This is a genomic window from Blautia sp. MSK18_10, from assembly GCF_020553185.1.
Classification (GTDB): Bacteria; Bacillota; Clostridia; order Lachnospirales; family Lachnospiraceae; genus Blautia_A; species Blautia_A wexlerae.
Window position 1 is genome coordinate 19,789 of record NZ_JAJCGT010000010.1, and the last position, 24,573, is coordinate 44,361.

The 24,573-nt window shown below is 42.0% G+C and carries 21 protein-coding genes and 1 pseudogene; 17 read left to right on the plus strand and 5 right to left on the minus strand.

The genetic code is table 11. The features are described 5' to 3' along the window. The first annotated feature begins 36 nt into the window (after nucleotides 1-36). The 9 genes from ligA to LI074_RS06310 all read left to right on the plus strand — a co-directional run bounded on the left by ligA (nucleotide 37) and on the right by LI074_RS06310 (nucleotide 13,182). Nucleotides 37-1,995, plus strand: coding sequence for an NAD-dependent DNA ligase LigA (ligA, locus tag LI074_RS06270; RefSeq protein ID WP_173697989.1), 1,959 nt, complete (start codon nucleotides 37-39; stop codon nucleotides 1,993-1,995). Nucleotides 1,996-2,020: 25 nt separating this feature from the next. Then, entirely contained in the window at nucleotides 2,021-2,953 is a 933-nt protein-coding gene (metA, locus tag LI074_RS06275; protein ID WP_119245628.1) for a homoserine O-acetyltransferase MetA, read from the plus strand. A 197-nt stretch (nucleotides 2,954-3,150) separates the two neighbouring features. After that, nucleotides 3,151-3,708: a Uma2 family endonuclease gene (locus LI074_RS06280; RefSeq protein WP_144137171.1), complete on the plus strand. Its 558-nt coding sequence runs from the start codon at nucleotides 3,151-3,153 to the stop codon at nucleotides 3,706-3,708. A 139-nt stretch (nucleotides 3,709-3,847) separates the two neighbouring features. Further along, entirely contained in the window at nucleotides 3,848-4,087 is a 240-nt protein-coding gene (locus LI074_RS06285) for a hypothetical protein (protein WP_008703324.1), read from the plus strand. 131 nt (nucleotides 4,088-4,218) lie between these two features. Beyond that, the gene (locus tag LI074_RS06290) at nucleotides 4,219-4,809 is read left to right on the plus strand and encodes a zinc dependent phospholipase C family protein (RefSeq protein WP_022381034.1); all 591 of its coding nucleotides are present in this window, start codon (nucleotides 4,219-4,221) and stop codon (nucleotides 4,807-4,809) included. Nucleotides 4,810-5,159: 350 nt separating this feature from the next. Next, nucleotides 5,160-7,034, plus strand: a complete 1,875-nt coding sequence (locus LI074_RS06295; protein WP_227218464.1) for a C40 family peptidase — start codon at nucleotides 5,160-5,162, stop codon at nucleotides 7,032-7,034. Nucleotides 7,035-7,335: 301 nt separating this feature from the next. Continuing rightward, nucleotides 7,336-7,533, plus strand: a complete 198-nt coding sequence (locus LI074_RS06300) for a hypothetical protein (protein WP_022381032.1) — start codon at nucleotides 7,336-7,338, stop codon at nucleotides 7,531-7,533. 950 nt (nucleotides 7,534-8,483) lie between these two features. Then, nucleotides 8,484-10,463, plus strand: a complete 1,980-nt coding sequence (locus LI074_RS06305) for a diguanylate cyclase (protein ID WP_144137169.1) — start codon at nucleotides 8,484-8,486, stop codon at nucleotides 10,461-10,463. Nucleotides 10,464-10,938: 475 nt separating this feature from the next. Beyond that, entirely contained in the window at nucleotides 10,939-13,182 is a 2,244-nt protein-coding gene (locus tag LI074_RS06310; protein ID WP_173697988.1) for a PTS transporter subunit IIABC, read from the plus strand. Between the two features lie 312 nt (nucleotides 13,183-13,494). On the opposite strand, the pseudogene LI074_RS18125 reads toward LI074_RS06310, so the two are convergent. Further along, nucleotides 13,495-13,557 (minus strand): annotated as a pseudogene (locus LI074_RS18125) (DUF6783 domain-containing protein); the annotation flags it as partial. A 92-nt stretch (nucleotides 13,558-13,649) separates the two neighbouring features. Here LI074_RS18125 and LI074_RS06315 point away from each other — a divergent pair. Continuing rightward, a complete protein-coding gene (locus tag LI074_RS06315; protein WP_173697987.1) occupies nucleotides 13,650-14,483 on the plus strand; it encodes a PRD domain-containing protein in 834 nt (277 codons plus the stop codon). 548 nt (nucleotides 14,484-15,031) lie between these two features. Here the strand turns inward: LI074_RS06315 and LI074_RS06320 are convergent. Together LI074_RS06320 and LI074_RS06325 are read right to left on the minus strand one after the other, a co-directional pair. Beyond that, nucleotides 15,032-15,595 carry a hypothetical protein gene (locus tag LI074_RS06320; RefSeq protein WP_144137167.1) on the minus strand — a complete coding sequence of 188 codons (564 nt, stop codon included), beginning with the start codon at nucleotides 15,593-15,595 and terminating at the stop codon, nucleotides 15,032-15,034. After that, nucleotides 15,585-15,770 (minus strand): hypothetical protein, encoded by a 186-nt coding sequence (locus LI074_RS06325; protein ID WP_144137166.1) that lies wholly within the window; start codon nucleotides 15,768-15,770, stop codon nucleotides 15,585-15,587. Before LI074_RS06325 ends, LI074_RS06320 begins: the two co-directional genes overlap by 11 nt. Before the next feature lie 234 nt (nucleotides 15,771-16,004). Here LI074_RS06325 and LI074_RS06330 point away from each other — a divergent pair, with 234 nt between their 5' ends. From LI074_RS06330 to LI074_RS06340, 3 genes are all read left to right on the plus strand, one after another. Further along, nucleotides 16,005-17,060 carry a hypothetical protein gene (locus LI074_RS06330; RefSeq protein WP_173697986.1) on the plus strand — a complete coding sequence of 352 codons (1,056 nt, stop codon included), beginning with the start codon at nucleotides 16,005-16,007 and terminating at the stop codon, nucleotides 17,058-17,060. 207 nt (nucleotides 17,061-17,267) lie between these two features. Further along, on the plus strand, nucleotides 17,268-17,465 hold the full coding sequence (locus LI074_RS06335) for a hypothetical protein (protein ID WP_008703313.1): 198 nt from the start codon (nucleotides 17,268-17,270) through the stop codon (nucleotides 17,463-17,465). Continuing rightward, nucleotides 17,462-17,863: a hypothetical protein gene (locus LI074_RS06340; RefSeq protein ID WP_144137164.1), complete on the plus strand. Its 402-nt coding sequence runs from the start codon at nucleotides 17,462-17,464 to the stop codon at nucleotides 17,861-17,863. Before LI074_RS06335 ends, LI074_RS06340 begins: the two co-directional genes overlap by 4 nt. 397 nt (nucleotides 17,864-18,260) lie before the next feature. Here the strand turns inward: LI074_RS06340 and LI074_RS06345 are convergent, their stop codons facing one another. After that, nucleotides 18,261-18,899: a PduL/EutD family phosphate acyltransferase gene (locus LI074_RS06345; RefSeq protein ID WP_008703305.1), complete on the minus strand. Its 639-nt coding sequence runs from the start codon at nucleotides 18,897-18,899 to the stop codon at nucleotides 18,261-18,263. Between the two features lie 458 nt (nucleotides 18,900-19,357). On the opposite strand from LI074_RS06345, the gene LI074_RS06350 reads away from it, so the two are divergent. The 3 genes from LI074_RS06350 to ybaK all read left to right on the plus strand — a co-directional run bounded on the left by LI074_RS06350 (nucleotide 19,358) and on the right by ybaK (nucleotide 21,969). Beyond that, nucleotides 19,358-20,536 (plus strand): transglutaminase domain-containing protein, encoded by a 1,179-nt coding sequence (locus LI074_RS06350; protein ID WP_144137163.1) that lies wholly within the window; start codon nucleotides 19,358-19,360, stop codon nucleotides 20,534-20,536. A 187-nt stretch (nucleotides 20,537-20,723) separates the two neighbouring features. Then, nucleotides 20,724-21,500, plus strand: a complete 777-nt coding sequence (locus tag LI074_RS06355) for a TM7S3/TM198-like domain-containing protein (protein ID WP_062807722.1) — start codon at nucleotides 20,724-20,726, stop codon at nucleotides 21,498-21,500. Next, nucleotides 21,484-21,969: a Cys-tRNA(Pro) deacylase gene (gene ybaK, locus LI074_RS06360; protein ID WP_144137191.1), complete on the plus strand. Its 486-nt coding sequence runs from the start codon at nucleotides 21,484-21,486 to the stop codon at nucleotides 21,967-21,969. The genes LI074_RS06355 and ybaK overlap by 17 nt, the downstream gene beginning before the upstream one ends. 41 nt (nucleotides 21,970-22,010) lie before the next feature. On the opposite strand, the gene LI074_RS06365 is transcribed toward ybaK, so the two are convergent. Beyond that, complete coding sequence (locus tag LI074_RS06365) at nucleotides 22,011-23,651, minus strand: ABC-F family ATP-binding cassette domain-containing protein (protein ID WP_008703297.1); 1,641 nt, start codon at nucleotides 23,649-23,651, stop codon at nucleotides 22,011-22,013. Nucleotides 23,652-24,001: 350 nt separating this feature from the next. Between LI074_RS06365 and LI074_RS06370 the strand changes: the two genes are divergently transcribed. Continuing rightward, nucleotides 24,002-24,409, plus strand: coding sequence for an RrF2 family transcriptional regulator (locus LI074_RS06370; protein ID WP_008703296.1), 408 nt, complete (start codon nucleotides 24,002-24,004; stop codon nucleotides 24,407-24,409). Nucleotides 24,410-24,573 lie beyond the last annotated feature (164 nt).

Genomic DNA, 24,573 nt, shown 5'->3' on the forward strand with positions numbered 1-24,573 from the left:
CCACAAGTGAAACAGTGATCAGAACAGGAGAACAGAATGGAAACAGCAGCGATCATGCGAATGAAAGAGCTGGTGCAAAAGCTGGACAGGGCAGCAAAGGCGTATTACCAGCAGGATACAGAGATCATAAGCAACAGAGAGTACGATCAGATGTACGACGAGCTTCAGGCTCTGGAGAAAGAGACAGGCACTGTTCTGGCAAACAGCCCAACCGTAAGCGTAGGGTACGAGGCAGTTGACCAGCTTCCAAAAGAAGAACACGAATCCCCCATGCTGTCTCTGGACAAGACTAAGGACAGAGAAGTTCTGAGGGAATTTATCGGGGAACACAAAACGCTTCTGTCATGGAAGCTGGACGGACTGACGATTGTTCTTACCTACGAGAATGGAGGACTTGCCAAAGCAGTTACACGTGGAAACGGTGTGACAGGAGAGGTTGTCACCAATAATGCCAGAGTATTTAAGAACGTTCCTCTTAAAATCCCGTATCAGGGAAGACTGGTGTTGCGTGGGGAAGCGATCATTACCTATTCGGACTTTGAACGGATCAATGAATCCATAGAAGACGTTGATGCGAAATACAAGAATCCGAGAAACTTATGCAGCGGTTCTGTCCGCCAGTTAAACAATGAGATCACAGCCCGCAGGAATGTGCGTTTCTACGCATTTACGCTGGTAAGCGCCGACGGGGTTGATTTCCATAATTCAAGAGCCCGGCAGTTTGAATGGCTGAAAGAACAGGGATTTGATGTAGTGGAATACAGGAAAGTCACAGCTTCAACGCTGGATGAAGCCATGGAATATTTTTCAACTGCGATCACTGAGAATGATTTTCCGTCGGACGGATTGGTTGCTCTTTATGATGATATTGCATACGGAGATTCCCTTGGAAGAACAGCGAAATTTCCCAGAAATGCTTTTGCATTCAAATGGGCAGATGAGATCAGAGAAACCCATCTTCTGGAGATCGAATGGAGCCCGTCAAGAACAGGGCTGATCAATCCGGTGGCTGTTTTTGAACCGGTTGAGCTGGAGGGAACTACTGTGAGCCGCGCCAGCGTACACAATGTGAGCATTCTAAAAGAATTGCAGCTTGGTATCGGGGATACGATCACTGTATATAAAGCAAATATGATCATTCCGCAGATTGCAGAAAACCTCACACGCAGCAGTAAACTGAAAATTCCGGATACTTGCCCTGCATGTGGCCATGGAACACAGATACAGAAGGTAAATGATGTGGAGGCACTTTACTGTACAAATCCTGACTGTGCCGCAAAGAAGATCAAATCCTTTGCACTTTTTGCAAGCAGGGATGCCATGAACATTGACGGACTGTCAGAAGCAACACTGGAGAAATTCATTGCAAGAGGCTTTATTCATGATTTCGGAGATATTTTTGAGATTGGAAAGCATCGTGATGAGATCGTGGAGATGGACGGATTCGGGGAGAAATCCTTTGAGAACCTGATGACCAGCCTTGATAAAGCTAAGGAGACTACTCTTGCGAAGGTGATCTACAGCCTTGGAATCGCCAATATCGGTCTTGCCAATGCAAAAGTGATCTGCAGGCATTTTGATGATGATCTGGAGAAGATCCGCCATGCAGATAAAGAGGAGATCAGCTCTATTGATACCATCGGACCGGTAATTGCCGGAAGTCTGACTGATTATTTTTCAAACGAGGATAATAACAGAAAACTGGATCATCTGATGAGCCATCTGACTGTTAAGAAAGAAGAAAAGACAGGTGAGCAGATTTTCCGGAACATGAATTTCGTTATCACAGGAAGTGTGGAGCACTTTGCAAACAGAGCACAGGCAAAGGAATTTATTGAGTCTCTGGGAGGCAAGGTGACCGGATCAGTAACCTCGAAGACGAACTACCTGATCAATAATGACACAACTTCCAATTCTTCAAAGAATAAAAAAGCCAAAGAACTGGGAATTCCGATCCTTTCTGAAGAAGATTTCCTGAAGATGGCACAACAATAAAATAATAAGAACAGGAGATAAGATAATGCCAATTAAAATACAGAGCGATCTGCCCGTAAAAGAGATTCTGGAAAAAGAAAATATTTTCGTGATGGATGAGTCACGTGCATCCCATCAGGATATCCGCCCCATTCAGATCCTCATTCTGAACCTGATGCCTCTGAAAGAGGAGACAGAGCTTCAGCTTCTGCGTTCCCTTTCCAACACACCGCTGCAGGTAGATGTCACCTTTATGGCAGTACAGAGCCATGAAGCGAAGAATACATCTGTGAGTCATTTGAATAAATTTTATCAGACATTTCCGGAACTGAAAAATAACAAATATGATGGAATGATCATCACAGGTGCTCCTGTAGAGCAGATGGAATTCGAAGAGGTAGACTACTGGAAGGAACTGGTAAAGATCATGGACTGGACAAACACCCATGTTACCTCCACCATTTATCTGTGCTGGGCTGCACAGGCAGGACTTTACCACCACTATGGACTGAAAAAACGCAAACTTGATAAGAAGATGTTCGGTCTTTTCTGGCATAAAGTGATGAACCGTAAGATTCCGCTGGTACGCGGATTCGACGATATGTTCCTTGCACCTCATTCCAGACATACGGAAGTTCCCATCGAGGATATCCATAACTGTAAAGAGCTGACAGTGCTTGCTGAATCCGATGAAGCAGGGCTTTTCCTTGCAATGGCAGACGGTGGCCGCAAGATCTTTGTAATGGGACATCCGGAATATGATCGTGTGACTCTTGACGGTGAGTACAAACGTGATGTCAGCAAAAACCTGCCCATCGAAATCCCGGAGAATTATTACAAAGACAACAACCCGGAAAACAGACCGCTCCTTATGTGGAGAGCACATGCGAACAACCTGTATACAAACTGGCTGAATTACTATGTCTACCAGTCAACTCCGTTCGACCTGTATGGAACACCGGATTTCAGCGAGATCTAAAGGGTTTGCGAGAAGTTCAATTTCACTATCTTACCGTATTTTTACGCATCTTTGTGAAAAATGGTGTCAAAATGGTGTCAAACCTGAACAGTAACCGGATATCTATATTCGTTTTGTCAGAATCAAAAACAGGTTGCTGAACAGACATAACCTATATTATAATGTACATATAACCAAACTCACTTGGAGGTGATAATATGCCATTACTTGAAGAGGAATATAGAAAAGAAGAGAAGATTAATGGTGTAATCTATGATATATCACCATCACCAAATTATCAGCATGGGCTTGTAGATGGTAATATTTATCGAATCATATCAACTGGTTTACAGAGAACACTGTGTTTAGCATTCATGGAGAATCTGGATTATAAATATCATGCACAGGAGAATAATGATTATGTGATACCAGATGTGATGATTATATGTGACCGTAAGCATTTGAAAGGTGGTTCCTATACTGGTACACCCAGATTTATTGTGGAAACTCTTAGCCCTGCAACAGCATTAAGAGATATGACTGTGAAGAAAGAAATTTACCAGGCAGCAGGTGTAGAAGAGTATTGGATCATCTCACCGAAAGAAAGAGCAGTACAGATTTATTATCTTGAGGATGGTAAATATGATTTGAAGTATAGCTATATCTTGCAGGATGATCCAGAAGAAGAACATTATAATGCAGATACAGTGGTGACACTGAAAGATTTTCCGAAAATCTCCATGACATTAGCAGAGATGTTTGAGAATGTAGAATAATATGAGCAGCATGAAAGCCCTCGGGAGTTAATCCTGGGGGGCTTTTGGTATAGCCAAATCCGTTGAAGTATGTTATTATATGCATCAGTTCTCAGAATCGGGAATATTCAGTTGAGATAAGAAAGGACACAACAATCATATGAACATAGGAAACAATATAGGAAATATCATGAAGATCACAGGCGCATGGAACACCTTTAAGAGCAATCATCCCAAGTTCCCGGCATTCTGTCAGGCAGTTTCACGCAAAGGGCTTAAAGAAGGAAGCATCATTGAAATTGCGATCACCACTCCTGAGGGAGAGAAGATAGAGACAAACCTGAAAGTAAAGGACAGTGACCTGGAATTACTGAAACAGTTGTCTGACCTGAAAATGTGAAAAAGTTTACAAAAATTTTATTTGAATAACAGGTATAAATCTGCTATAGTATTCTATGTTGGTTAAGTTGATTATTATTCGTTCCCATATATAAGAATGATAGGTTCTCAAAAGAAAGAAGAGGAAGAAAATTGCGTAAAAAATCACATATTTTATTAGCAAGATACCTTGCGGATCAGATGCAGACCACAGCAAGCCTGCAGTCTCACAGAAAGGCTTTCTGTCTTGGTAGCATTCTGCCGGATATCAAACCGTCCTTTATCACCAGAAGGCACGAGTTCTACGGAACATTTGAAGATGTCAAGAACCGGATGAAAGAACTGGCAGATATCAGACCGGATGAGAGTAACCAGAGAGTTTACTGGCGGCGGTTCGGCGAAGTGATCCACTATATGGCGGATTATTTTACCTTTCCTCATAACAAAACATATACAGGAAGCTTCAGCCAGCATAATCATTATGAGAAAGTACTTAAGAACAGACTGAAAGAATGTATACAGCAGGGAGAAGCATATGCATATCTGGAACCGGCCATCCGCTTCGCTGATTTCTCCACCCTGATCGATTATATCGAAGCTACTCATGAGAAATACCTCAACAAGCTCCGCAGCGTGGAAGAGGATATCCGCTTTATCCTGAATATGTGTTTTCAGGTAGTGCAGGGACTGATACAGATCTGCATTGGTAATAAGAACTTTGCAGGAGCCATTCAGGCAGCCTGACAGAGATACGCTAAGAATACAGGAAGGCTGTGTGGAAATCATATCCGCACAGCCTTCCTGTATTCTGAAACATATCTTCCTCACTGCTTGTTGCTTTTCGCAACTTCTGCAGGGGGACTTACTTGATTCGGTTAAAATGTGACAAAAAAATGAATTTTGGTCAAATCTGGAATTTACCTGCCCTGAGTTGTTGATTTCAAAAAATGATTATGCTAGAATAAAACAGGTTAATATTTCGGGATAATTCACTTATGAAATAACATAATAATGTGAAAAGTAATTTAGACAGTATGCCCTTATAAACAGGGGGTAAGGACATGCTCACAGTAAGAAGGGAGCAATTTAGATATATGAAAAACAAGTATCTTACCAGATTCTTATGTCTGACATTGATGTCAGGAATGGTATTATCCGGTCCTGCGTCCGTACTTGCAGCAGAGGATACTGCTACGTATACAGCAAACGGTTCTGATTTCAGCGATTCCGGTGATTTTGATTCAGGATCAGAGGATCCGGCGCCGGCAGATCCGACTCCGGCAGAGCCAACACCTGCGCCGGTAGATCCGACACCGGCAGACCCGACACCTGCACCGGTAGATCCGACACCAACACCGGCAGAGCCAACACCTGCACCGGCAGATCCGACTCCGACACCAACAGATCCGACTCCGACACCTGCGAATCCTACACCAACACCGTCTTCACAGATTACGAAGGCAGCCCAGGATGTGATCGACAGAATCAAAGAGTTGAACGCACAGACCATCACGCTGGAGAAGAAAGCCACTGTTCAGAGCATCCGCACTGCATATAATGCCCTGTCTGATACAGAGAAGGCACAGGTTTCTAATTATAATCTGCTGGTTCAGGCAGAAGCGACTATTGCTCAGCTGGAAGCGCAGAAGAACAATGCGAATACGAATAATCCATTTACGAGTAATACCAGTGCTGCACAGACCGGAACTCCGGTATATTATGCGTCCAATATCCACGCAGGTAAGGATTTCTATCTGGACAGCCTGAAGAATAACTACAATTTGACCTTCTCAGATGATTTCGCTTCTGTTATGGATGAGATCGAGAAGGAATATAAAGAGAAGAACAAAGTAGCAGATGCCAGCGATGTAAACGGCAGCAAGACCACCACATCTGCAGACAGTCTTCTGGTAAGAAACTGGCAGGATATCCTTGCAGTCTATGTATATCAGCAGAGCCAGGACGGAAAAACAGAATTTACCCTGGATTCTTCCTGCAAGAAAGACCTTGCGAAAATCTTTGCAGAGCTGAACCCGATCGTAAGGGACAAGCAGGATATCACTCACGTTACATACGCTAATCGTAAAATCAACTACTATATTAAGAAAAATAAAATCGCAAAAAAGGATCGTACGATCCTTAAGAAATATGTGGAGACAGACTGCAAACTCCTCTGCGCGGTAGTAACAGCTGCCAACGGTTTTGTCCGCGAGAGCGTAGGAGATGATGTTTCCGAGGAAAGAGTAAATGTTATCTCCGCAGCCTATTCACTGGTTGGTAAAGTCGGTTACTTCTGGGGCGGCAAATCCACAGTGATCGGTGAAGATCCAGGCTGGGGAACCAGCGAGAAGGTATCAGCTGAGGGAAGCAAGAGCACCGGAACCATCCGCGCATACGGACTGGACTGCAGTGGTTTTGTCACCTGGGCAGTGATCAACGGATATCAGGATAAAGCAATGCAGGAAGCTGTAGGCGACGGAACTTCCGATCAGTGGGAGAAAGCAAACGTGGTAACTGAGGCAGATGCACAGCCCGGAGATCTGGTGTTCCAGAAAGGACCGGAAGCAGGAAGCGATAATCATGTAGGTATTCTCTGCGGTAAAACAGACGCAGGTGACTGGATCGCAGTACACTGCTCCTCCGGTAAGAATGGAGTAACAGTAGGCGAAGCATACAGTGCAAGCTTCCGTTACATCCGCCAGCCATCCTTCTACCCGACACAGGAACAGGTTCAGGAAATGCAGAGCAGCAGTACGGTAAGCACAACAACAGGTGATGCAGCAGTTTCCACAGGAACAGATATCTTTTCTGCAAATGTGACAGTAAGCAATACTCTGCAGGATGCGATGAAGTCAAATACTTCCGACTCAACAGGATTCACAACATCAGGATCCACTGAGAAGACTTCCATCCTTCCGGATAAGATTGATCTGTCAAAAGAGAAAGTCGCTGTATTTAAGGCAAAATAAAATGTATAAAAGAAGAGAAAGTCATACAAAAAAGTCTGGCTTTCCCTTCTTTTTTCGTGTGTAAACTTTTTTATCTGTTAACTTAAACGATTAAGTAAAAACTGACGAATTTGCTTATTTGTCTGCGGAATATGATTCAAAAACGAAAAAAATATTCGAAAATATGGAAACCCCTGGAGAGTACAAAAACCTGTGAGTAGATGGATATTTATATCATCAAAAGCATATTCGTTGAAGTAGGAATGGAACATAAAAGTTTATAATTTTTTATAAGTTTTCAGTAACGGTGTCATTAATCTATATGAAGGGATTTGAGAGAGATACGATCATGTATGAAAAAGGTCAGGAAGCTGAACGCAAAAATACAGAAAGGGAACGTCAGAGAGCGGATTTTGCTGAAAAAGAAAAAATAAAGGCCCCAAAAGAGACAACAGAAGCACTTAAAAGAGTAGCTGAACTGGAGAAGATTTTGCAATGTAAAACTACGGAGGGTAAATAAGATTATCTTAAGATAGCCACAGACTGGCACCCATCCAGCCTGCGGCTTTTTCACCCACTATTTTTGAGTTGACTTTTTGGCACATTGCGCATATACTAACAGTAGCTAAGGAATGTGGTGAGATTCCTTGAAGCAAAACAAAAGCCCTCAGAGTGCCAGCTCTGGGGGCTTTCTTGCTCGATTACGGTGAGCTATTCCGTTTAGACTGTTGCTGTCTATCGTCTGCTGTCCAGCCATTTGCATATGTAGTAGCTAACTACGCCTGCTATAACAGAGACAAGAAATGTGGTGAGAATTTCTTCCATGGAGTCCACCTCTTTTCTGCTGGAGGTTCGACAGCTTTTTGAGTATAACATGTTTTAGAACAAATTGGAATAGTAAAACCTGGCATGAGTTAACTGATAGAGGCAGTTAGGGGAGAACCCTCTGCCGGGACTGGTATTAATACTGAACAGGTCTGGCGGGGTCGCACCCCTGTCGGGAAAATAAAGAAACAAAATATGTTTTAAAAGTCCTCTAAAGAAAGTATAAAAATCTAATCAGGTCACAGACTGGAATCCGCTCAGTCTGTGGCTTTTTAGTCATGAATAATTATGATTATAATTGACTTTAATCGCGTTTTTGTTATGTACGGTTAAGTTTAATCCTGTTTATAGATGACTTGCAATTGTATTTCTATTATTTTAAGTCAATCATAATTCCAAATATAGTTGACTGCGATTGCACTTTTATTATATAAGGTCAAGCTGAAGCATGTTTATAAGGCAGTTGGAGTCAGAACCGGTTGGGAGCACGCCTCAAGGACTGTTTTTGAGGCGCTCCTTTTATGAAATTAAGAAATTAGGAAATTAGGAAAAAATATTATTGTTGTACTGCATGATGAGTAAGTGGTATAATAATACAAGTTTATATTGCAGAAAAAAGCTGTTGTTCGTGAGAGGCTGGGAATAATGATTGAGTGGAAACAAATGACGATGCAGGAAGCAGAGAATAAAATGGAGGTGCTTCGGGAGATTTTTGATGTAGTCCGTCTCCTGAAAGGGAGTGATCTGCAGGCTGCCGGAATGGAAAGTAAGCTTGCAGGAAGAGAAAATCCTTGCCAGTGTTATGCTTTCTGGAATAAAGATAAAAGATGTGAGAATTGCATTTCCCTTAAAGCACTGGAGGAAAAGAAACAGACATCCAAAATTGAATTTCTTGATTCTGATATGTATCAGGTATTTGCAAGGTATCTGGAGATTGACAGTGAGCCTTATGTAATGGAAATGCTGAAAAAGCTGGACGAGAACACGCTGACTGATGAGGAAGGATATGAAAAACTGACGGAAAAGCTGACTGTATATAGCGAAAAGCTGTATAAGGATGTGCTGACAGGGGCGTATAATCGCAGATATTTTGAGGAAAAAGTCAAAAATATGTCTTTGAATGCCGGAATTGCAGTTATCGATCTGGATGATTTCAAATTGTTCAATGACACTTATGGTCATGATGGAGGAGACCTGGTACTGATAACCGTAGTGAATGTAATTCGGCATTATATCCGTCGTACGGATATTCTGGTGCGCTATGGAGGAGATGAATTTCTGCTGATCCTGCCCGGAATTGAGAAGGAAGTCTTTTCACAGAAGCTCCGTATGATCCAGAAGAAGATCCATGCGACGCATATTCCGGGTTTTAATCGTCTGAAGCTTTCAGTGAGCATTGGTGGAGCTATGTTTACCCATGGCAGATTGGAGGAAGCGATCACCAAAGCAGACAGACTTATGTATATGGCCAAGGGACATAAAAATATAGTAGTGACTCGGTGGGATCAGAAGAAAAATACAGATGAGATGGAAAAAAGGAACCGGCTCCAGCTTCTGGTTGTTGATGATTCTGAAATGAACCGAGAGATACTTAAGGAAATTCTGGGAAAAGAATACCGGATACTGGAGGCCTGTGACGGGGAAGAGGCTCTGAAGATACTGGAGCAGTATGGACCTGAAATCTCATTGGTTCTGTTGGATATTATTATGCCAAAAATGGATGGATTTGAAGTACTCGCCTATATGAACAGAGATAAATGGATCGAGGATATACCGGTGATCATGATTTCCAGTGAAGGATCAGAGAGTTATATCCGCCGTGCCTACGAACTGGGGGCTTCGGATTATATAAGCAGACCATTTGATGCTAAGGTGGTATATCAGCGGGTTATCAATATGATCAAGCTCTATGCCAAGCAAAGGCGTCTGATCCATTTGGTAACAGATCAGATTTATGAAAAAGAGAAAAACAACCGTATGATGACCGGGATTCTCAGTCAGATTGTAGAGTTCCGAAATGGTGAAAGCGGGCTTCATGTGCTGCACATCAATATTCTGACTCAGCTTTTGCTGGAGAAATTGATGCGAAAATCAGAGAATTACGATCTTTCTTGGTCTCAGCAGTATATGATCGCTACAGCTTCAGCACTTCATGATATCGGTAAGATTGGAATTGATGAAAAAATTCTGAATAAACCCGGAAAGCTTACAAAGGAAGAATTTGAAGCCATGAAACAGCACACGATCATAGGTGCCCGGATGCTTGACAGTCTGGAAATGTATCATGATGAAGAGATGATGAAATATGCCTATGAAATATGCCGTTGGCATCATGAACGTTATGATGGAAAAGGATATCCGGATGGTTTGAAGGGAGAAGAAATCCCCATATCTGCACAGGTGGTATCACTGGCAGATGTGTATGATGCCCTGGTAAGTGACCGGGTATATAAGAAAGCATATTCTCATGAAAAGGCAATAGAGATGATCCTAAATGGAGAATGCGGAATGTTTAATCCTCTTCTTTTGGAATGTCTGGTGGAAATTCAGGATAAAGTACGCAAGGAACTTGGTATTAAAGATGTGAATGAATGTCTGGAATATCTGGAAGAGAGAAACAGATAAAATCCCCCTGAAAAGAGCCTAAACTCAGCGATGAATGGGTGTACATTTCTGTAGATCTGAATGGATTAAAATGGGAAGACAGAGTGATCAAGTTGAACGTGTAGCCTGCGGCAGTGGGAAATCAATAAATTTCTATCAGATCAGAAGGATGCAGAGAATGTTGCGGCTTTGAAAATAATAAATGGTCATTACAGAGATCGATTCATGAAATGCAAAAATATTTTGTAAAAAATTTTCCTGAGTATCTTGACAGGGAATAAATAATCCTTTATAGTATAGCACAGATTTGGTGTGTTACTGGACAGGCAGGCATTAACCGGTCATAAATGTTATTTTTTAATGTTTATGGGGGTTAGTGCCTTTTTTTGATGTATTTTATGTGGTAAAACGCGGAATAATCATATGTCAGAAGGTTTTAATCTCCCGGAAACAAGACGGTTTATTCGCACGAATAAGGAAAAGGAGACAAAAGAACATGAAAGACAAGATTTTTGGAGTTTTGCAGCGTGTGGGAAGATCCTTTATGCTTCCGATCGCAATTCTCCCTGTTGCAGGTTTGTTGCTTGGTATCGGCAGTTCCTTCACAAATGAAACAACTATCGCTACCTATGGATTGCAGAAGATCCTGGGAAGTGGAACATTACTTAATTCTCTTCTGATTATTATGAACAAGGTTGGAAGTGCTGTATTTGACAATCTGCCGCTGATCTTTGCGGTTGGTGTTGCCATTGGTATGGCAAAGAAAGAGAAAGAGGTTGCTGCTCTTTCTGCGCTGATTGCATATTTCGTTATGAATGTGGCTGTCAGTGCCATGCTTCTTATTAACAATGAAATCACAGCAGACGGTCAGATAGCAGCAGATGTACTGGAGGGAACCATTACTTCTGTATGCGGGATCCAGTCTCTGCAGATGGGTGTATTCGGCGGTATTATCGTAGGTCTTGGTGTTGCGGCACTTCATAACCGTTTCCACAAAATTGTGCTTCCGAATGCGCTGTCATTCTTTGGCGGCTCAAGATTTATACCGATTATTTCTACGATCGTATATATGTTTGTGGGAATCCTGATGTATTTTGTATGGCCGGTAGTTCAGAACGGTATTTATGCTCTGGGCGGTCTGGTAACAGGCAGTGGATATCTGGGAACTCTGATTTTTGGTATTATTAAACGAGCACTGATCCCCTTTGGGCTGCATCATGTATTTTATATGCCATTCTGGCAGACAGCAGTGGGTGGAACTATGGAAGTTGCAGGACAAATGGTGCAGGGCGGACAGAATATCTTCTTTGCACAGCTTGCTGATTCTGCAAATATAGCACATTTCAGTGCGGATGCAACCAGATATTTCTCTGGTGAGTTTATCTTTATGATCTTTGGTCTTCCGGGAGCAGCGTTGGCTATGTATCGCTGTGCAAAACCTGAGAAGAAAAAAGCGGCAGGCGGACTTCTTCTTTCCGCAGCGTTGGCATGTATGTTTACTGGTATCACTGAACCGCTGGAATTCTCATTCCTGTTTGTAGCTCCGGCATTGTTCGTAGTTCAGGTGATCCTGGCAGGTGCGGCTTATATGATCGCACATATGCTGAATATTGCAGTAGGACTTACTTTTTCAGGCGGTTTCCTTGACCTGTTCCTCTTTGGTATCCTGCAGGGAAATGCAAAAACAAGCTGGCTGAGGATCATTCCGGTTGGTATTATTTACTTTATCCTGTATTATGTGATCTTTACATTTATGATCAGGAAATTTAATTTCAAGACTCCGGGACGTGAAGATGATGATACAGAGACAAAGCTTTATACAAAAGCTGATGTAAATGCAAGAAAAGAAGCCGGAAAGACAGCCGGAGCAGCTGTAGCAACCTCCGGTGATCCGGTAAGTGAACTGATCACCAGAGGTCTTGGAGGAAAGAAAAATATTGTAGATGTTGACTGTTGTGCGACCAGACTTCGTATCACAGTTGCAGAACCTGAGAGAGTTCGTGATGAACTTCTGAAACAGACAGATTCCAGAGGAATCGTAAAAAAAGGACAGGGCGTACAGGTTATCTATGGACCTCATGTAACTGTTATCAAGGCGAAGCTGGAAGAATATCTGGAGACTGCTCCCAACGAATTCGCAGATGAGACACCTGATAATATACAGGCACAGGAAAATATTGCAGCAGAAAATGCAGATGGACAGAACAGTGCAGAGGTTGAGGACAAAAATGCAGGTACAGCACAGTCCTTGGCACCTGTAAAAGAAGAAAAGATCAGAAAAACAGCAATCATTTACAGCCCTGTAGACGGAATCGCAGCAGATCTTTCTACTGCACCGGATGAGGGATTTGCAGGAAAAATGATAGGTGACGGTGCAGTGGTGACACCAACAGAAGGTACTGTATATGCACCTGCAGACGGTGAAGTTGAGTTTATTTTTGATACAAAACATGCTATAGGTTTCCAGACAGATTCCGGTATCCCTATGCTTCTTCATATGGGAATCGACACTGTAAAACTGGAAGGAAAAGGCTTCGAAATCCTGGTAACAGAGGGCCAGAAAGTGAAAAAAGGTGATCCGATGATGAAACTGGATTTGGAGTTCTTAACAGCCAATGCTCCGTCCATCACTTCCCCGATCCTCGATACTGAACCGGAAGACAACCAGAGGATCAGACTTCTGGCAAACGGTGAGATCAAGGCCGGTGAACCGTTGTTTGCGGTGGAGACGCTGGAATAATATTGTTATCAAAAAACAGTTGGATGATCAAAAGAGATGACATCTTGATTATCTGACTGTTTTTTTACGCACGTGAATTGAAAAGGATGACTTTTTTGCAGGAGGGATCTGGGAATCAAAAATGTAACAAATTTGTGTGACAGATAGGATTCTTATTCAAAATATGGTAAACTATAGCAGTCCTGGTAAATAATGCATCTTAATCCAGTCCATCAGAGTGTGAAATCCTGCGTCAGATATCTTTGTTGTGCGTCAGCACGCCTGCAGATATTTTCCTTGTCTTTCGTATTCTGCTGAACTGTCTTAAATGCATTATTTACTAGAGCGTGTCTGAAAAATGCTTTTCGCAAGATGTGCGTCCCATTTTGTAGTATTATTTTGCGTAAAGCATTTTTAAACATGTTTTATGACCAAAGGGAAAATTATTATAATGGCAATAAATTTTTATAGAGGGGATTACGACAGAGATGTACAGAGTTAGCAAGGTATTAAATAATAATGGTGTTATAGCCATTGATATGGATGAAAATAAGGAGTATGTGATTCTTGGCAAGGGTGTTGGCTTTGGAAAAAAGGTCAGCCAGCGTTTTGATAAGCCGGAGGGATGCACTACATATCGTCTGGAACAGGAGACAGAGCGTGGATCTGCGAAGGAACTGGTAAAGGGAATAGAGCCGGAGTATCTGGAGATTGCAGATGCAATTCTGACAGAGTCACAGAAAGTGTTTGGAGATTCCATAGACAGAGGGATTCTTTTTCCACTTGTTGACCATATTTCTTTTGCAGTCGCAAGAATCCGCAGAAATGAGCAGATCAGCAATCCGCTGACAGAGGATATCAAGGTTCTTTTCTACAGTGAATTTAAAGTTGCGGAAACACTGAAAACAATTCTGAGAGAAAGACTTCAGATAGAGATTGATGATCATGAGGTTGGATATGTGGCATTGCATATTCATTCTGCAATTGGTGATGAGAAGGTATCTGTTGCCATGCAGACTGCGAGAGCAGTGAGAGAGTGTATAGATATGCTCGAGAAAGCAACAGGTAAGCCAATCGATGTACTGTCACTGTCCTATAATCGCCTGATGAACCATATGAAGTATATGGTAGCGCGTGCATCTACAGGAGAGAAGCTGAATCTGGACATGAATGAATATATGCTGGATCAGTATCCCCAGGCCTATAAGGTTGCCACTGACATCTGTAAAAACCTGGAAGAATGTATTGGACATAAGCTGGATGAAACAGAGACAGGATATCTGGCAATGCATATCCAGAGAGTGTATAAGGATGCGGTATGATCCGACAGTTTCTTTTAGATTATAGTAATTTCCAAGTAAATAGTAATGTATGATTTGACCGCGAGCGCAATTTTATTATTTTCGGTCAAGTTGAAGCAGGTTTCAGGTTGACTGGGATTGCGCTTATGCAGTATATGGTCAAGTTGAAATGAGTTTTAGGTTGACTGGAATTGCGCTTGTATTAAATGAAGTCAAGTCGAAACAAGTTTCAGGTTGACCGCAATAGCACTTATATATAATAAAGTCAAATCGAATCATATTTATAGTTGACCGCAACAGCGCTTATATTAAATGAAGCCAATCCAAATCAGAATAATAGATGACTGGAATAGCACTTTTGTTATATGAAGTCAAGCCAGATTATATAATTAGTTGATCATGGTTATATTATTTGCAATTTAAGGTATACGCCTGATAGGGATGCGCTGGAGACCTGGACTGCATCGACTTGTTGTTGAGATTGAATAGGATGATTCTATTAAAAGCAAAAATACACCAGTCTACGAGAGATTTTTTTCTCATAAACTGGTGTATTTGTCTTATGGGATTTAATTTTTCGACAATGTATCTTTGAATTGTGAATAATTACTATCTTCTGTAATTTTCTCTACGTATGCATCATAAGCAGCTTGTAAACTATCATATTTCGTACCCTTATCAGCAATTTTTTGATAACTCTCAGCATTATACTGATGATCTGCAATTACCTTGTATAGTGTTGTTATTTTATCTCCGGTTCGCTCGGCAGTTGTTGACTCGGAAACATAGTATTCATTATCTGCTCTGCAGATAATGACAGGAATTTTTGTCCCTGTCGGAAAGTTACTAATGTTTACAGAAGTCCAGAAAAGATAACGTCTATTCTCATTCTTTCCACTGCCCAGATATGCCCAGGTACCGTTTTTTAGCAGACTATCATTTTTTATTAATGTTGAAATCGCAGGAACCATTGTTGAGTTTGTAGCGTTAGAATCAAGTTCAAAATTATTGTTGTTATTCAATGTGCTTTCCAATAATTTTGAATCATTAAGTGGTCCCATCAAATTTTCATTCATATTAAAAGGATGTTTCTTTCCGCCACTTTCTTTTCCACCTGACCATTTAAATTTCACACTGTATCCCCAGTGCTACAGGGCAGGGCGGGCATGGGGAATCAAGTCCCATAAGTGCCTTATAGCATTTCACTCCCGGCTGGAGATTGGGGTACAGCTGTTTGGCAGTGCCGTTATAGCTTAGGATATTATAGTCTTTGTCTATGCTGTAATATCCGGATGAGTGTGTGTTCATAATTTTGTACTCCTGATGTTTAGTATTTCAAAGTATACTCTTTTTACCCCAAAATAGCAATAAGCAGCCTCTTTTTCATTCCCTGTAAAATATCTTTAAGTAAAGTATATACTTTACTTTATATTTTATAATATTCATGTTATAATGGTTTTGTAAAGTCATTACTTTCATTTTTGTTAAATATTTTGAAATATTAAATATAATATATAAATTTAATTAAAGGAGGTTTTTACTATGGAAATTGGAGGCTTTTTCCCCTATCAACCTGTTGGCTCTGAGCCAAACAACTATGTGGAGCATACCTGCCCTGATCCCGGGGACACCGCTCATCTAATGTCCGGCCGTTGTGCCATTTATTACTGTCTGAGGGATCTGATATTAACAGATCAAAAGCGTGTGGCATATCTGCCTTCCTATGACTGCGAAACAGTTCTGGGCTGCTTTGTAAAAGCAGGATATGAAATTCATTATTATGATTTTGACAAAAATCTTTCCCCTGTGTTTGAGGAAGAGATGATCCCGCAGATCAGTGTTCTCCTTGTCTGTGGATACTATGGTTATCCTACCTATGATGAGAACTTTGTCAAAAAATGTAAAGCCAGTGGCGTTTCTGTAATAGTGGATACTACCCATACAGCATTTTCTCCATTGTCGGCCTGTCCGGATGCTGACTATATTGTCGTCAGTCTCCGAAAATGGATGGGTGTTGCCTCCGGTGGTCTTGCCATCAAGCGAAAGGGCACTTTTGGCGTAAAACCTATTCCTATCAATAAAAAACAGTTTTCCCTTAGAAATCAGGCTCTTCAATCCCGAGAGACCTACGAGCATACAGGAAATGAGGACTATAATAAAGAAGGCAATGATGTTTTCTGGAAAGCGGAATTTATGCTTCGTGAAATTTTCGATATCCAGGAAGGGGATGAAGCTTCCCTTAAAACGATTCTTCATTATCCATTCCGGGATGCGATCCGTAAACGCCAGGAAAATTACCGTTACCTTCTGGAACACCTGCCGGAACGCTCCGATATCCGCCCGGTATTTCCTTATCTTTCAGATGATATCTGTCCTATGTTTTTCCCTTTCTTTGTGGAAAACCGGGACGCCCTTATCAAGCATCTGGCAGACAGGCACATTCCGCCTAAAGTATACTGGCCTGTACCACCTTTTGTAAAGGTTGAAGACTATCCAGGAGCTCAATATATTTATTCCCATATCATGTCTGTCAGCTGTGATGAACGCTTTAACACGGACGATATGCAGAAAATTGTAGAAGCCTTTGAAAACTATTAAAGATTTTAAAGCATTTTGAGAATATCCGTTTGATAAATCTAATCAGGCCACAGACTGGAAATCACCAGTCTATGGCTTCTTCATCTTCTCAGGTTGACATCCCATCTGTCGTTTGCTACACTAAAATCACATATCTGACAAAGGAATGGGAAGTATGAAGAAGAAAAAATTATAATCTATAAACCTGTTACTAATAATGGTAATCTTATGGAGAAAAAGTTATTTGTCAATACTATCATAGCCGCATATAATGCACAGGCAGTTAATCCGGAATTGATGTTTGTAAAGCAGTCAGACAGAAATGCTGCACAGGAAAAGACTGTTTATTACACTCTTGACAATGTTAACTTCAATGAATCCCAGGAGCTTATTAAAAACAAACCACTTGAGTTCCATTTGAAGTGACAGATTCCAACCTGGTTGGTACTTCCTTTGCCGGAACAAACACAAAAGACCTGAAACTTCAATTGTACATAGAGTCTGATGACGGTACAAAAATTGAAGGAATTGGAGGAGAAAACACAAAGGTAAAAGAAATACATCTTCCGGTATATAAAGCTAGTGAAAAGCAGGCAGAATATGAAGATGGATATGTATATGTTAACAGTGAAAACGTATATGACTTTACCTTGAATGAACTACAAAACTATGAGAGTTATTTAAAAACAAGTGCAGGTTACAAGGGAAAGGTTACCCTGTATGCGAAAATTTCATGCAAGTACATTTACTACTGCACGGAAAAAGAAGCGCAATCCATTGCACAGATAAACATCTGTCAACGACAGCTCTTTGATCTGGATTGAGGTAAAAACTTTATAACCCCAAATTCTGAAAGCCTCAGACTGGTACAGTACAGCTACCCCGGTCCGGGGCTTTTGAAATGCGGAGATTATTGCCATGAGTATATTTGAGTATGACAAAGAGGAAGAAGAACAGAAACTTCAGGCAACTTATGAAAAGATTGGCGAAAAGTGAGGTGAAAAGCAAGGTGAATTAAAAAAGGCAAAAAGCATAGCCATTTCGCTTGCGCAGGAAGGAGAACCTGTAGAAAGAATAGCAAGAACCCTTGGTGAAACGGAAAAAACGATTAAAGAATGGCTGGCTGAAACGCATTAAAATTGGTTCCGCAGTATCATCAATTGAATGTTACTGTGGAACCTTTTTATATTCGTCTGCTATTTTAGCCGGGTAAGTTGGATTTTATCTGCGTATCCCTGACAGTTCGTCTTCTATCCACTTATCTGTGTTGAAGTTACTGTCAAAGAACCTGACGATCACGCCGTAAGGTTCTGTATCGCTGTTGAATGCGTTGGCTTCATCAGTGTCTACGTGCATTGCCAGGTGATAATTTCTGTGGACTCTGACTACTACATCTGCGTAGATAAGTGCGCGTCCGTAGCTTTTGGTCAGGACGAAGACTTCGTCATTGTCTTTGATATGCAGGGCAAGTGCTTCATCCGGAGTCATGTGGATGTGGCGTTTGGCTACGATGACCCCTTTGGGGATTTCGATATCACCGCATGGACCGGATAAAATACAGCCGGGAGTTCCTTCGATATCACCGGATTGGCGTATTACGCTTGGAATCCCCAGTTTTCTGGTGTCTGTAAGGGACATTTCTACCTGCGTGTCGCTGCGGAAAGGACCAAGAAGTGCCATATTTTCGAAGGTACCTTTCGGTCCTTTGACAGTCACTCGTTCCTGGCACAGATATTGTCCGGGCTGGCTTAATTCTTTGATAAAATGTGGTTTGCTTCCTTCTCCGAATAATTTTTCAAAATCTTCCTGCGAGATATGCAGATGTCTGGCAGAAGTTTCTATAGGTATTTTGATGCTCATTTATTACAATACTCCCTCAATATGTTACTTGTATATGTCTGTCCGATATCCTGTTGCCTGATGGGATACAGAGCAGTTATACTTACTTTTTAGTGTATCTCTTTAACTGGAAATATGCAATGTTTATCTTGTAAGAAGGACAATTTTCATTATTAAATAGTGTTAACTTACTTTTATCGGTTTACAAGGAGAAGTGTTCTGGGCTATAATAAGATACATTAGAATAACAGTTACTGTTCACACACCACTATCCCGCGAGGCGTTTTGGCATGAATATGCCAAAATCCCGAGACATACAAGCCAAAATTCCATTGCCGCAGGCAATTCGGAATGAATTTTGGCTAAGTTACTGTGAACGGCGTGAACAGTAACGAATAACAATTCTAAATGTGACAAAACAGAATGAAATAGTAATGTAATATCAGACTTATAGAATAATAACCAAGAAGGATTATTGAATGAGCAAAAAGAGATTTTCCGGGCTGCGTCTGATTCTTATGGTGCCTGTGGTGGTGCTTTTGGCCGGTGGACTGATCATCGGTGGAAGAGCTTTGCAGGAACCGGGGGAAGTAAGGACTCTTAAAAAGCAGGAGGTAGCGCAGACGGATGAAGGACATCGGGAGTATTATTTCGGCCTTCTTAATGAGAATGAACAGAGAGGCTACCGCGAGATCCTGGAAGGAATCAGAAGCTTTGAGGATAAATTTTATCTGTCTCTCTCAGGAGATAATGAGATAGACAGAGTGTATCATGCAGTGCTGAAGGATCATCCGGAGCTGTTCTGGGTACATAACCGGGAGAAAGTTTATAAGACGACTTATTCGGGCAGAGATTACTGTCAGTTTTCTCCGGGATATACTTATACAGAGGAGCAGAGACAGGAGATCACGCAGGCTATGGAGAATGCGTATCAGGAGGTGTTATCGCAGATTCCGGATGGTGCTGATGATTACACGAAGGTAATGACTGTTTATACTTATGTCATAGACAATACAGAATATGTGATCTCTGATGATGACCAGAGTATAGCAGGAGCTTTCTGGAAGAAACAGGCGGTATGTGCGGGCTATGCGGGAGCAGTGCAGTATCTGCTGGAGCGTCTGGATATCCCCTGTATTTATGTGGAGGGTGATGCTGCAAACAGTACCCAGGGACATGCCTGGAATATTGTAGAGCTGAACGGACAGTATTATTATGTGGATGCCACCAATGGGGACCAGCCGGACTTTCTGGAGGGTGATGCCACGCTGCTGGCAGAGCATAAGACAACGATCTATGATTATCTGTGTCCGTTCCCACAGGAGTACGAGGAGAATTATACGGCCTCTGATGAGTTTCCTGTTCCTGCGTGTACAGCGACTGACATGAATTTCTATGTGAGAAACGGCGCCTGTTTTGATACCTATGACTGGAGCAGTGTATATGACCTGTGCAGACTGCGCATTGACAGTGATGCTGCGGTGGTACGCTTTAAGTTTGGCAGCCAGGGGGCTTATGATGAGGCATATATGGATCTGATCGACAGTAATCATATCCAGGATATCGCAAAATATTATATGGAAGTCCATGGGCTGTCACAGATTTCCTATCATTACGGTGTGATCGACAATATGAAGACCTTATACTTCATGTTCTGACGGGTTTAGTTCAGTTGAGAAGACTCCCGCTTCTATCAGTGAGTTGATTATAAACTTATCTCAGTGGTAGTCTGATCTCCGACTGAAATAAATGCCCCGCAAGGATGTGCGGCGGTTCTAAGAGAAATGTGTCAGTTGATGATAAGGAACGCTATAAATATATAACTAAAAGGAGTGACTGAAAATTATGGTTAATATGACAGATATATTTGGAAATGCGTTGAGTATTGCCGGGAGTTTTATGGATTCAGATCTGGTGAATCGTTTTATGATGGTAATATTTGCAGTGATCCTTGTGTTTGGAGTGCTGAACTGTATTCTGGGATACAGGCTTCTGCGTTTCTGGATGATGCTGGGAGGTTTTCTGGTAGGCGGCGGTCTTGCGCTGGTGGTTGTACATACAATGGGAATACAGGAGAAATCAACAATGCTGATCGCAGCACTGGCGGCAGGAGTTGTGTTCGCAGTGATTGCATTTCTGATCTATAAGGCAGGTGTGTTTATCCTGGCAGCAGGTATCGGCTGGGCGGCCAGTATTTATTTCCTGCATCCTACCAGCTCCGCAGTATTTTTTGCATGTATTCTGATCGGCGTAGCTCTTGGTTCCATGGCGGTGAAATACTGCAGGGAAGTGCTGATCGTGGCTACAAGTTTGATCGGTGGTATTATGGCAGGGGTTTCCCTTGCACAGCTTGGAAATCTGGCAGATATTCCCTATGGACTGGGAATGAGTGTGGGATTTGCAGTTCTGGGTATGTTGATTCAGTTTGCTATCAACAAACCGGTTTCTGATGAAGAGGATGAAGAAACGGTTGATGAAGAAAGCACTGAGCAGATTTACAGGCGAAATCAGGACCTGAGACAAGACCAGAGTTTTGAGCAGTCTCAGGACAGAGACATGGAGGAATCAATATATGCCAGAGGACAGAAAGGACAGGCGAGAAAAAATGGCAAAAGAAGCTAAGACAAATGCAATGAGAATGCTGGACAGACAGAAGGTTAAATATGAGGCGTTCTCATATGAATGTGATGAATTTATTGACGGGGTCCACAGTGCGGATAAGATTGGAGCACCCTATGACCAGTCTTTTAAGACTCTGGTAATGGAAGGAAAGAGCGGCGGCTATTTCGTTTTTGTAGTTCCGATTGAAAAGGAAGTTGACCGTAAGGCGGCTGCAAAGGCTGTCGGTGAGAAGACAGTGGACATGATCCATGTGAAGGATATCACAAAGATTACCGGATATGTGAGAGGCGGCTGCAGCCCGCTGGGAATGAAGAAACCTTATCCTGTTGTGTTTGATGCATCTGCAGGAGAATTTGAAGAGATTTATGTGAGTGGCGGCCGTATCGGACTGACACTGAAGGTTCCCCTTGCTGATCTGCTTAAGGTGACAGGCGGAAAGCTGGCGGATATTATCATGAAGACAGAATAAAATAACAGGGTACGGCTAAGCCGTACCCTGTATTTTATTCTTTAGTTATCGGAAGCGTCCTCTTCGTTGATCTCGAATACGTGACGTTTCTTAGCCATCTCATCACTTGCCAGATATTCATCGTAAGTAGTGATCTTGTCGATCATGGTTCCGTTTGGAAGGATTTCCATGATACGGTTGGCTGTTGTCTGTACGAACTGATGGTCATGTGAGGTGAAAAGGATAACACCCGGGAATTTGATCAGACCGTTGTTCAGTGCTGTGATGCTCTCCATATCGAGGTGGTTGGTTGGCTCATCCAGGATCAGGATATTTGCACCGGAGATCATCATCTTGGAAAGAAGACAGCGGACTTTCTCACCACCGGAAAGAACGCGTACACGTTTGATGCCGTCTTCACCGGGGAAGAGCATACGTCCGAGGAATCCACGAACATAAGTAGCATCCTTGATCTCGGAATACTGTGTCAGCCAGTCTGTAATAGTAAGGTCATTATCGAACTCTGCAGTGTTGTCCTTAGGGAAATATGCCTGGGAAGTGGTAACACCCCATTTATAATTTCCTTCATCCGGTTCCATTTCACCAACTAAGATCTTGAACAGAGTAGTGATTGCCTGTTCGTTGGCACCGACGAAAGCTACCTTGTCATCATGTCCGAGTGTGAAAGAAATGTTATCCAGAACTTTTACACCGTCGATGGTCTTGGAAAGGTTCTCCACCATAAGGACTTCGTTACCGATCTCGCGGTTTGGACGGAAGTCGATGTATGGGTATTTACGGCTGGACGGACGCATATCGTCAAGCTGGATCTTTTCCAGGGCACGTTTACGGGAAGTTGCCTGTTTGGACTTGGAAGCGTTGGCACTGAATCGGGAAATAAATTCCTGAAGTTCTTTGATCTTCTCTTCTTTTTTCTTGTTGGCTTCCTTCATCTGTTTGATGAGGAGCTGGCTGGACTCAAACCAGAAGTCGTAGTTTCCGGCATAGAGCTGAATCTTGCCATAGTCGATGTCTGCTGTATGAGTACATACTTTATTTAAGAAGTAACGGTCATGGGATACAACGATGACAGTGTTGTCAAAGTTGATCAGGAATTCTTCGAGCCATTCAATAGCGGGCAGGTCAAGGTGGTTGGTAGGCTCATCCAGAAGAAGAATGTCCGGATTACCAAACAGTGCCTGCGCCAGAAGAACTTTGACCTTCTGGCTTCCTGTAAGGTCAGCCATCTGGGAATAGTGGAGATCGGTTTCAATTCCAAGACCATTCAGAAGAGTAGCAGCATCAGATTCTGCTTCCCATCCGTTCATCTCTGCAAATTCACCTTCCAGTTCACTGGCACGGATACCGTCTTCATCAGTGAAGTCCGCTTTTGCATAGATAGCATCTTTTTCTTTCATGATCTCATACAGTCTCTTGTTACCCATGATAACAGTATCCAGAACTGTATATGCATCATATTTGAAGTGATCCTGCTGCAGGAAAGAAAGACGCTGGCCCGGAGTGATAACAACGTCACCGTTGGTAGGCTCTAACTGTCCGGAAAGGATTTTAAGGAATGTGGACTTACCGGCACCGTTTGCACCGATGAGACCGTAGCAGTTGCCCTCAGTAAATTTGATATTTACATCTTCGAAGAGGGCCTTTTTACCTACGCGCAATGTAATATTGTTTGCTGAAATCATATCATACCTCTTTTTCGTGAAATTATTGTTTTGCAGTAACTGTCCGGCAGATTGTTTATGGAAAACGTATCTTTCGCAGGAAACAGTTACATTATTTCCTATTATATAAGTTACAACCGTTTATCATTGTACCGTAAATTGGGAAATTTGCAACTGTTTTTTGCTTTTTTGGGTTCTTTTATTTACAAAAAAAAGAAGCACTGTTATAATATAGAATAATATAGCCTCTTGACGGACAGAAATATGAGGCATTGATATGACAGAAATAACGATTACTGTTTCCATTGTTTTATGCAAAACAGCGATGTGGACAGTAAAGGATAATTAATTTTAGAGAGGTTGCAAAGACTATGTTTATTACAAGAGAGTGCGATTATGCAGTTCGAGTGGTACGTGCGCTTTGGGGAGAGAGCAGACTGAGCGTATCCGATATCTGTGAGAAAGAAGCAATCACAGCTCCTTTTGCCTATAAGATCCTGAAGAAACTTCAGAAGGCAGAGATCGTGAAGGGATACAGAGGCGTACATGGTGGTTATTCTCTGAACAGGGGACTGGATGAGCTGACTTTATATGAGGTTTATTCGGCGATTGATCCGGATATGTTTATCATCGAATGTCTGGATCCGAAATATAACTGTGTCAGAGACGGACAGGATGGATTGCCATGTCTGGTACATAGAGAATTGTTATCTGTACAGGATGAACTGATAAGTCTCCTTAAGAGAAAAACAATACAGCAGATCATGGAGGAGGCGTAGAGCCTCCTTTTTTTACTTTTATCTGCCTGATTTGTCCGAAATTTGGCATATCTGCATAATGTTAGTTATATGCAACTCGAAAAATGCACATATTTGCTACTGAAATAACAGAAAATCTCTGCTTTGTACCTCAGAAGATACAAAATATGTCAAAACAAATTGGA

Coding starts and splice junctions, on each gene's coding strand:
- ligA (WP_173697989.1), top strand. CDS start 37: ATGGAAACAGCAGCGATCATGCGAATGAAAGAGCTGGTGCAAAAGCTG.
- metA (WP_119245628.1), top strand. CDS start 2,021: ATGCCAATTAAAATACAGAGCGATCTGCCCGTAAAAGAGATTCTGGAA.
- LI074_RS06280 (WP_144137171.1), top strand. CDS start 3,151: ATGCCATTACTTGAAGAGGAATATAGAAAAGAAGAGAAGATTAATGGT.
- LI074_RS06285 (WP_008703324.1), top strand. CDS start 3,848: ATGAACATAGGAAACAATATAGGAAATATCATGAAGATCACAGGCGCA.
- LI074_RS06295 (WP_227218464.1), top strand. CDS start 5,160: ATGAAAAACAAGTATCTTACCAGATTCTTATGTCTGACATTGATGTCA.
- LI074_RS06300 (WP_022381032.1), top strand. CDS start 7,336: ATGAAGGGATTTGAGAGAGATACGATCATGTATGAAAAAGGTCAGGAA.
- LI074_RS06305 (WP_144137169.1), top strand. CDS start 8,484: ATGATTGAGTGGAAACAAATGACGATGCAGGAAGCAGAGAATAAAATG.
- LI074_RS06310 (WP_173697988.1), top strand. CDS start 10,939: ATGAAAGACAAGATTTTTGGAGTTTTGCAGCGTGTGGGAAGATCCTTT.
- LI074_RS06315 (WP_173697987.1), top strand. CDS start 13,650: ATGTACAGAGTTAGCAAGGTATTAAATAATAATGGTGTTATAGCCATT.
- LI074_RS06325 (WP_144137166.1), bottom strand. CDS start 15,770: ATGAACACACACTCATCCGGATATTACAGCATAGACAAAGACTATAAT.
- LI074_RS06330 (WP_173697986.1), top strand. CDS start 16,005: ATGGAAATTGGAGGCTTTTTCCCCTATCAACCTGTTGGCTCTGAGCCA.
- LI074_RS06335 (WP_008703313.1), top strand. CDS start 17,268: ATGGAGAAAAAGTTATTTGTCAATACTATCATAGCCGCATATAATGCA.
- LI074_RS06345 (WP_008703305.1), bottom strand. CDS start 18,899: ATGAGCATCAAAATACCTATAGAAACTTCTGCCAGACATCTGCATATC.
- LI074_RS06350 (WP_144137163.1), top strand. CDS start 19,358: ATGAGCAAAAAGAGATTTTCCGGGCTGCGTCTGATTCTTATGGTGCCT.
- LI074_RS06355 (WP_062807722.1), top strand. CDS start 20,724: ATGGTTAATATGACAGATATATTTGGAAATGCGTTGAGTATTGCCGGG.
- ybaK (WP_144137191.1), top strand. CDS start 21,484: ATGGCAAAAGAAGCTAAGACAAATGCAATGAGAATGCTGGACAGACAG.
- LI074_RS06365 (WP_008703297.1), bottom strand. CDS start 23,651: ATGATTTCAGCAAACAATATTACATTGCGCGTAGGTAAAAAGGCCCTC.
- LI074_RS06370 (WP_008703296.1), top strand. CDS start 24,002: ATGTTTATTACAAGAGAGTGCGATTATGCAGTTCGAGTGGTACGTGCG.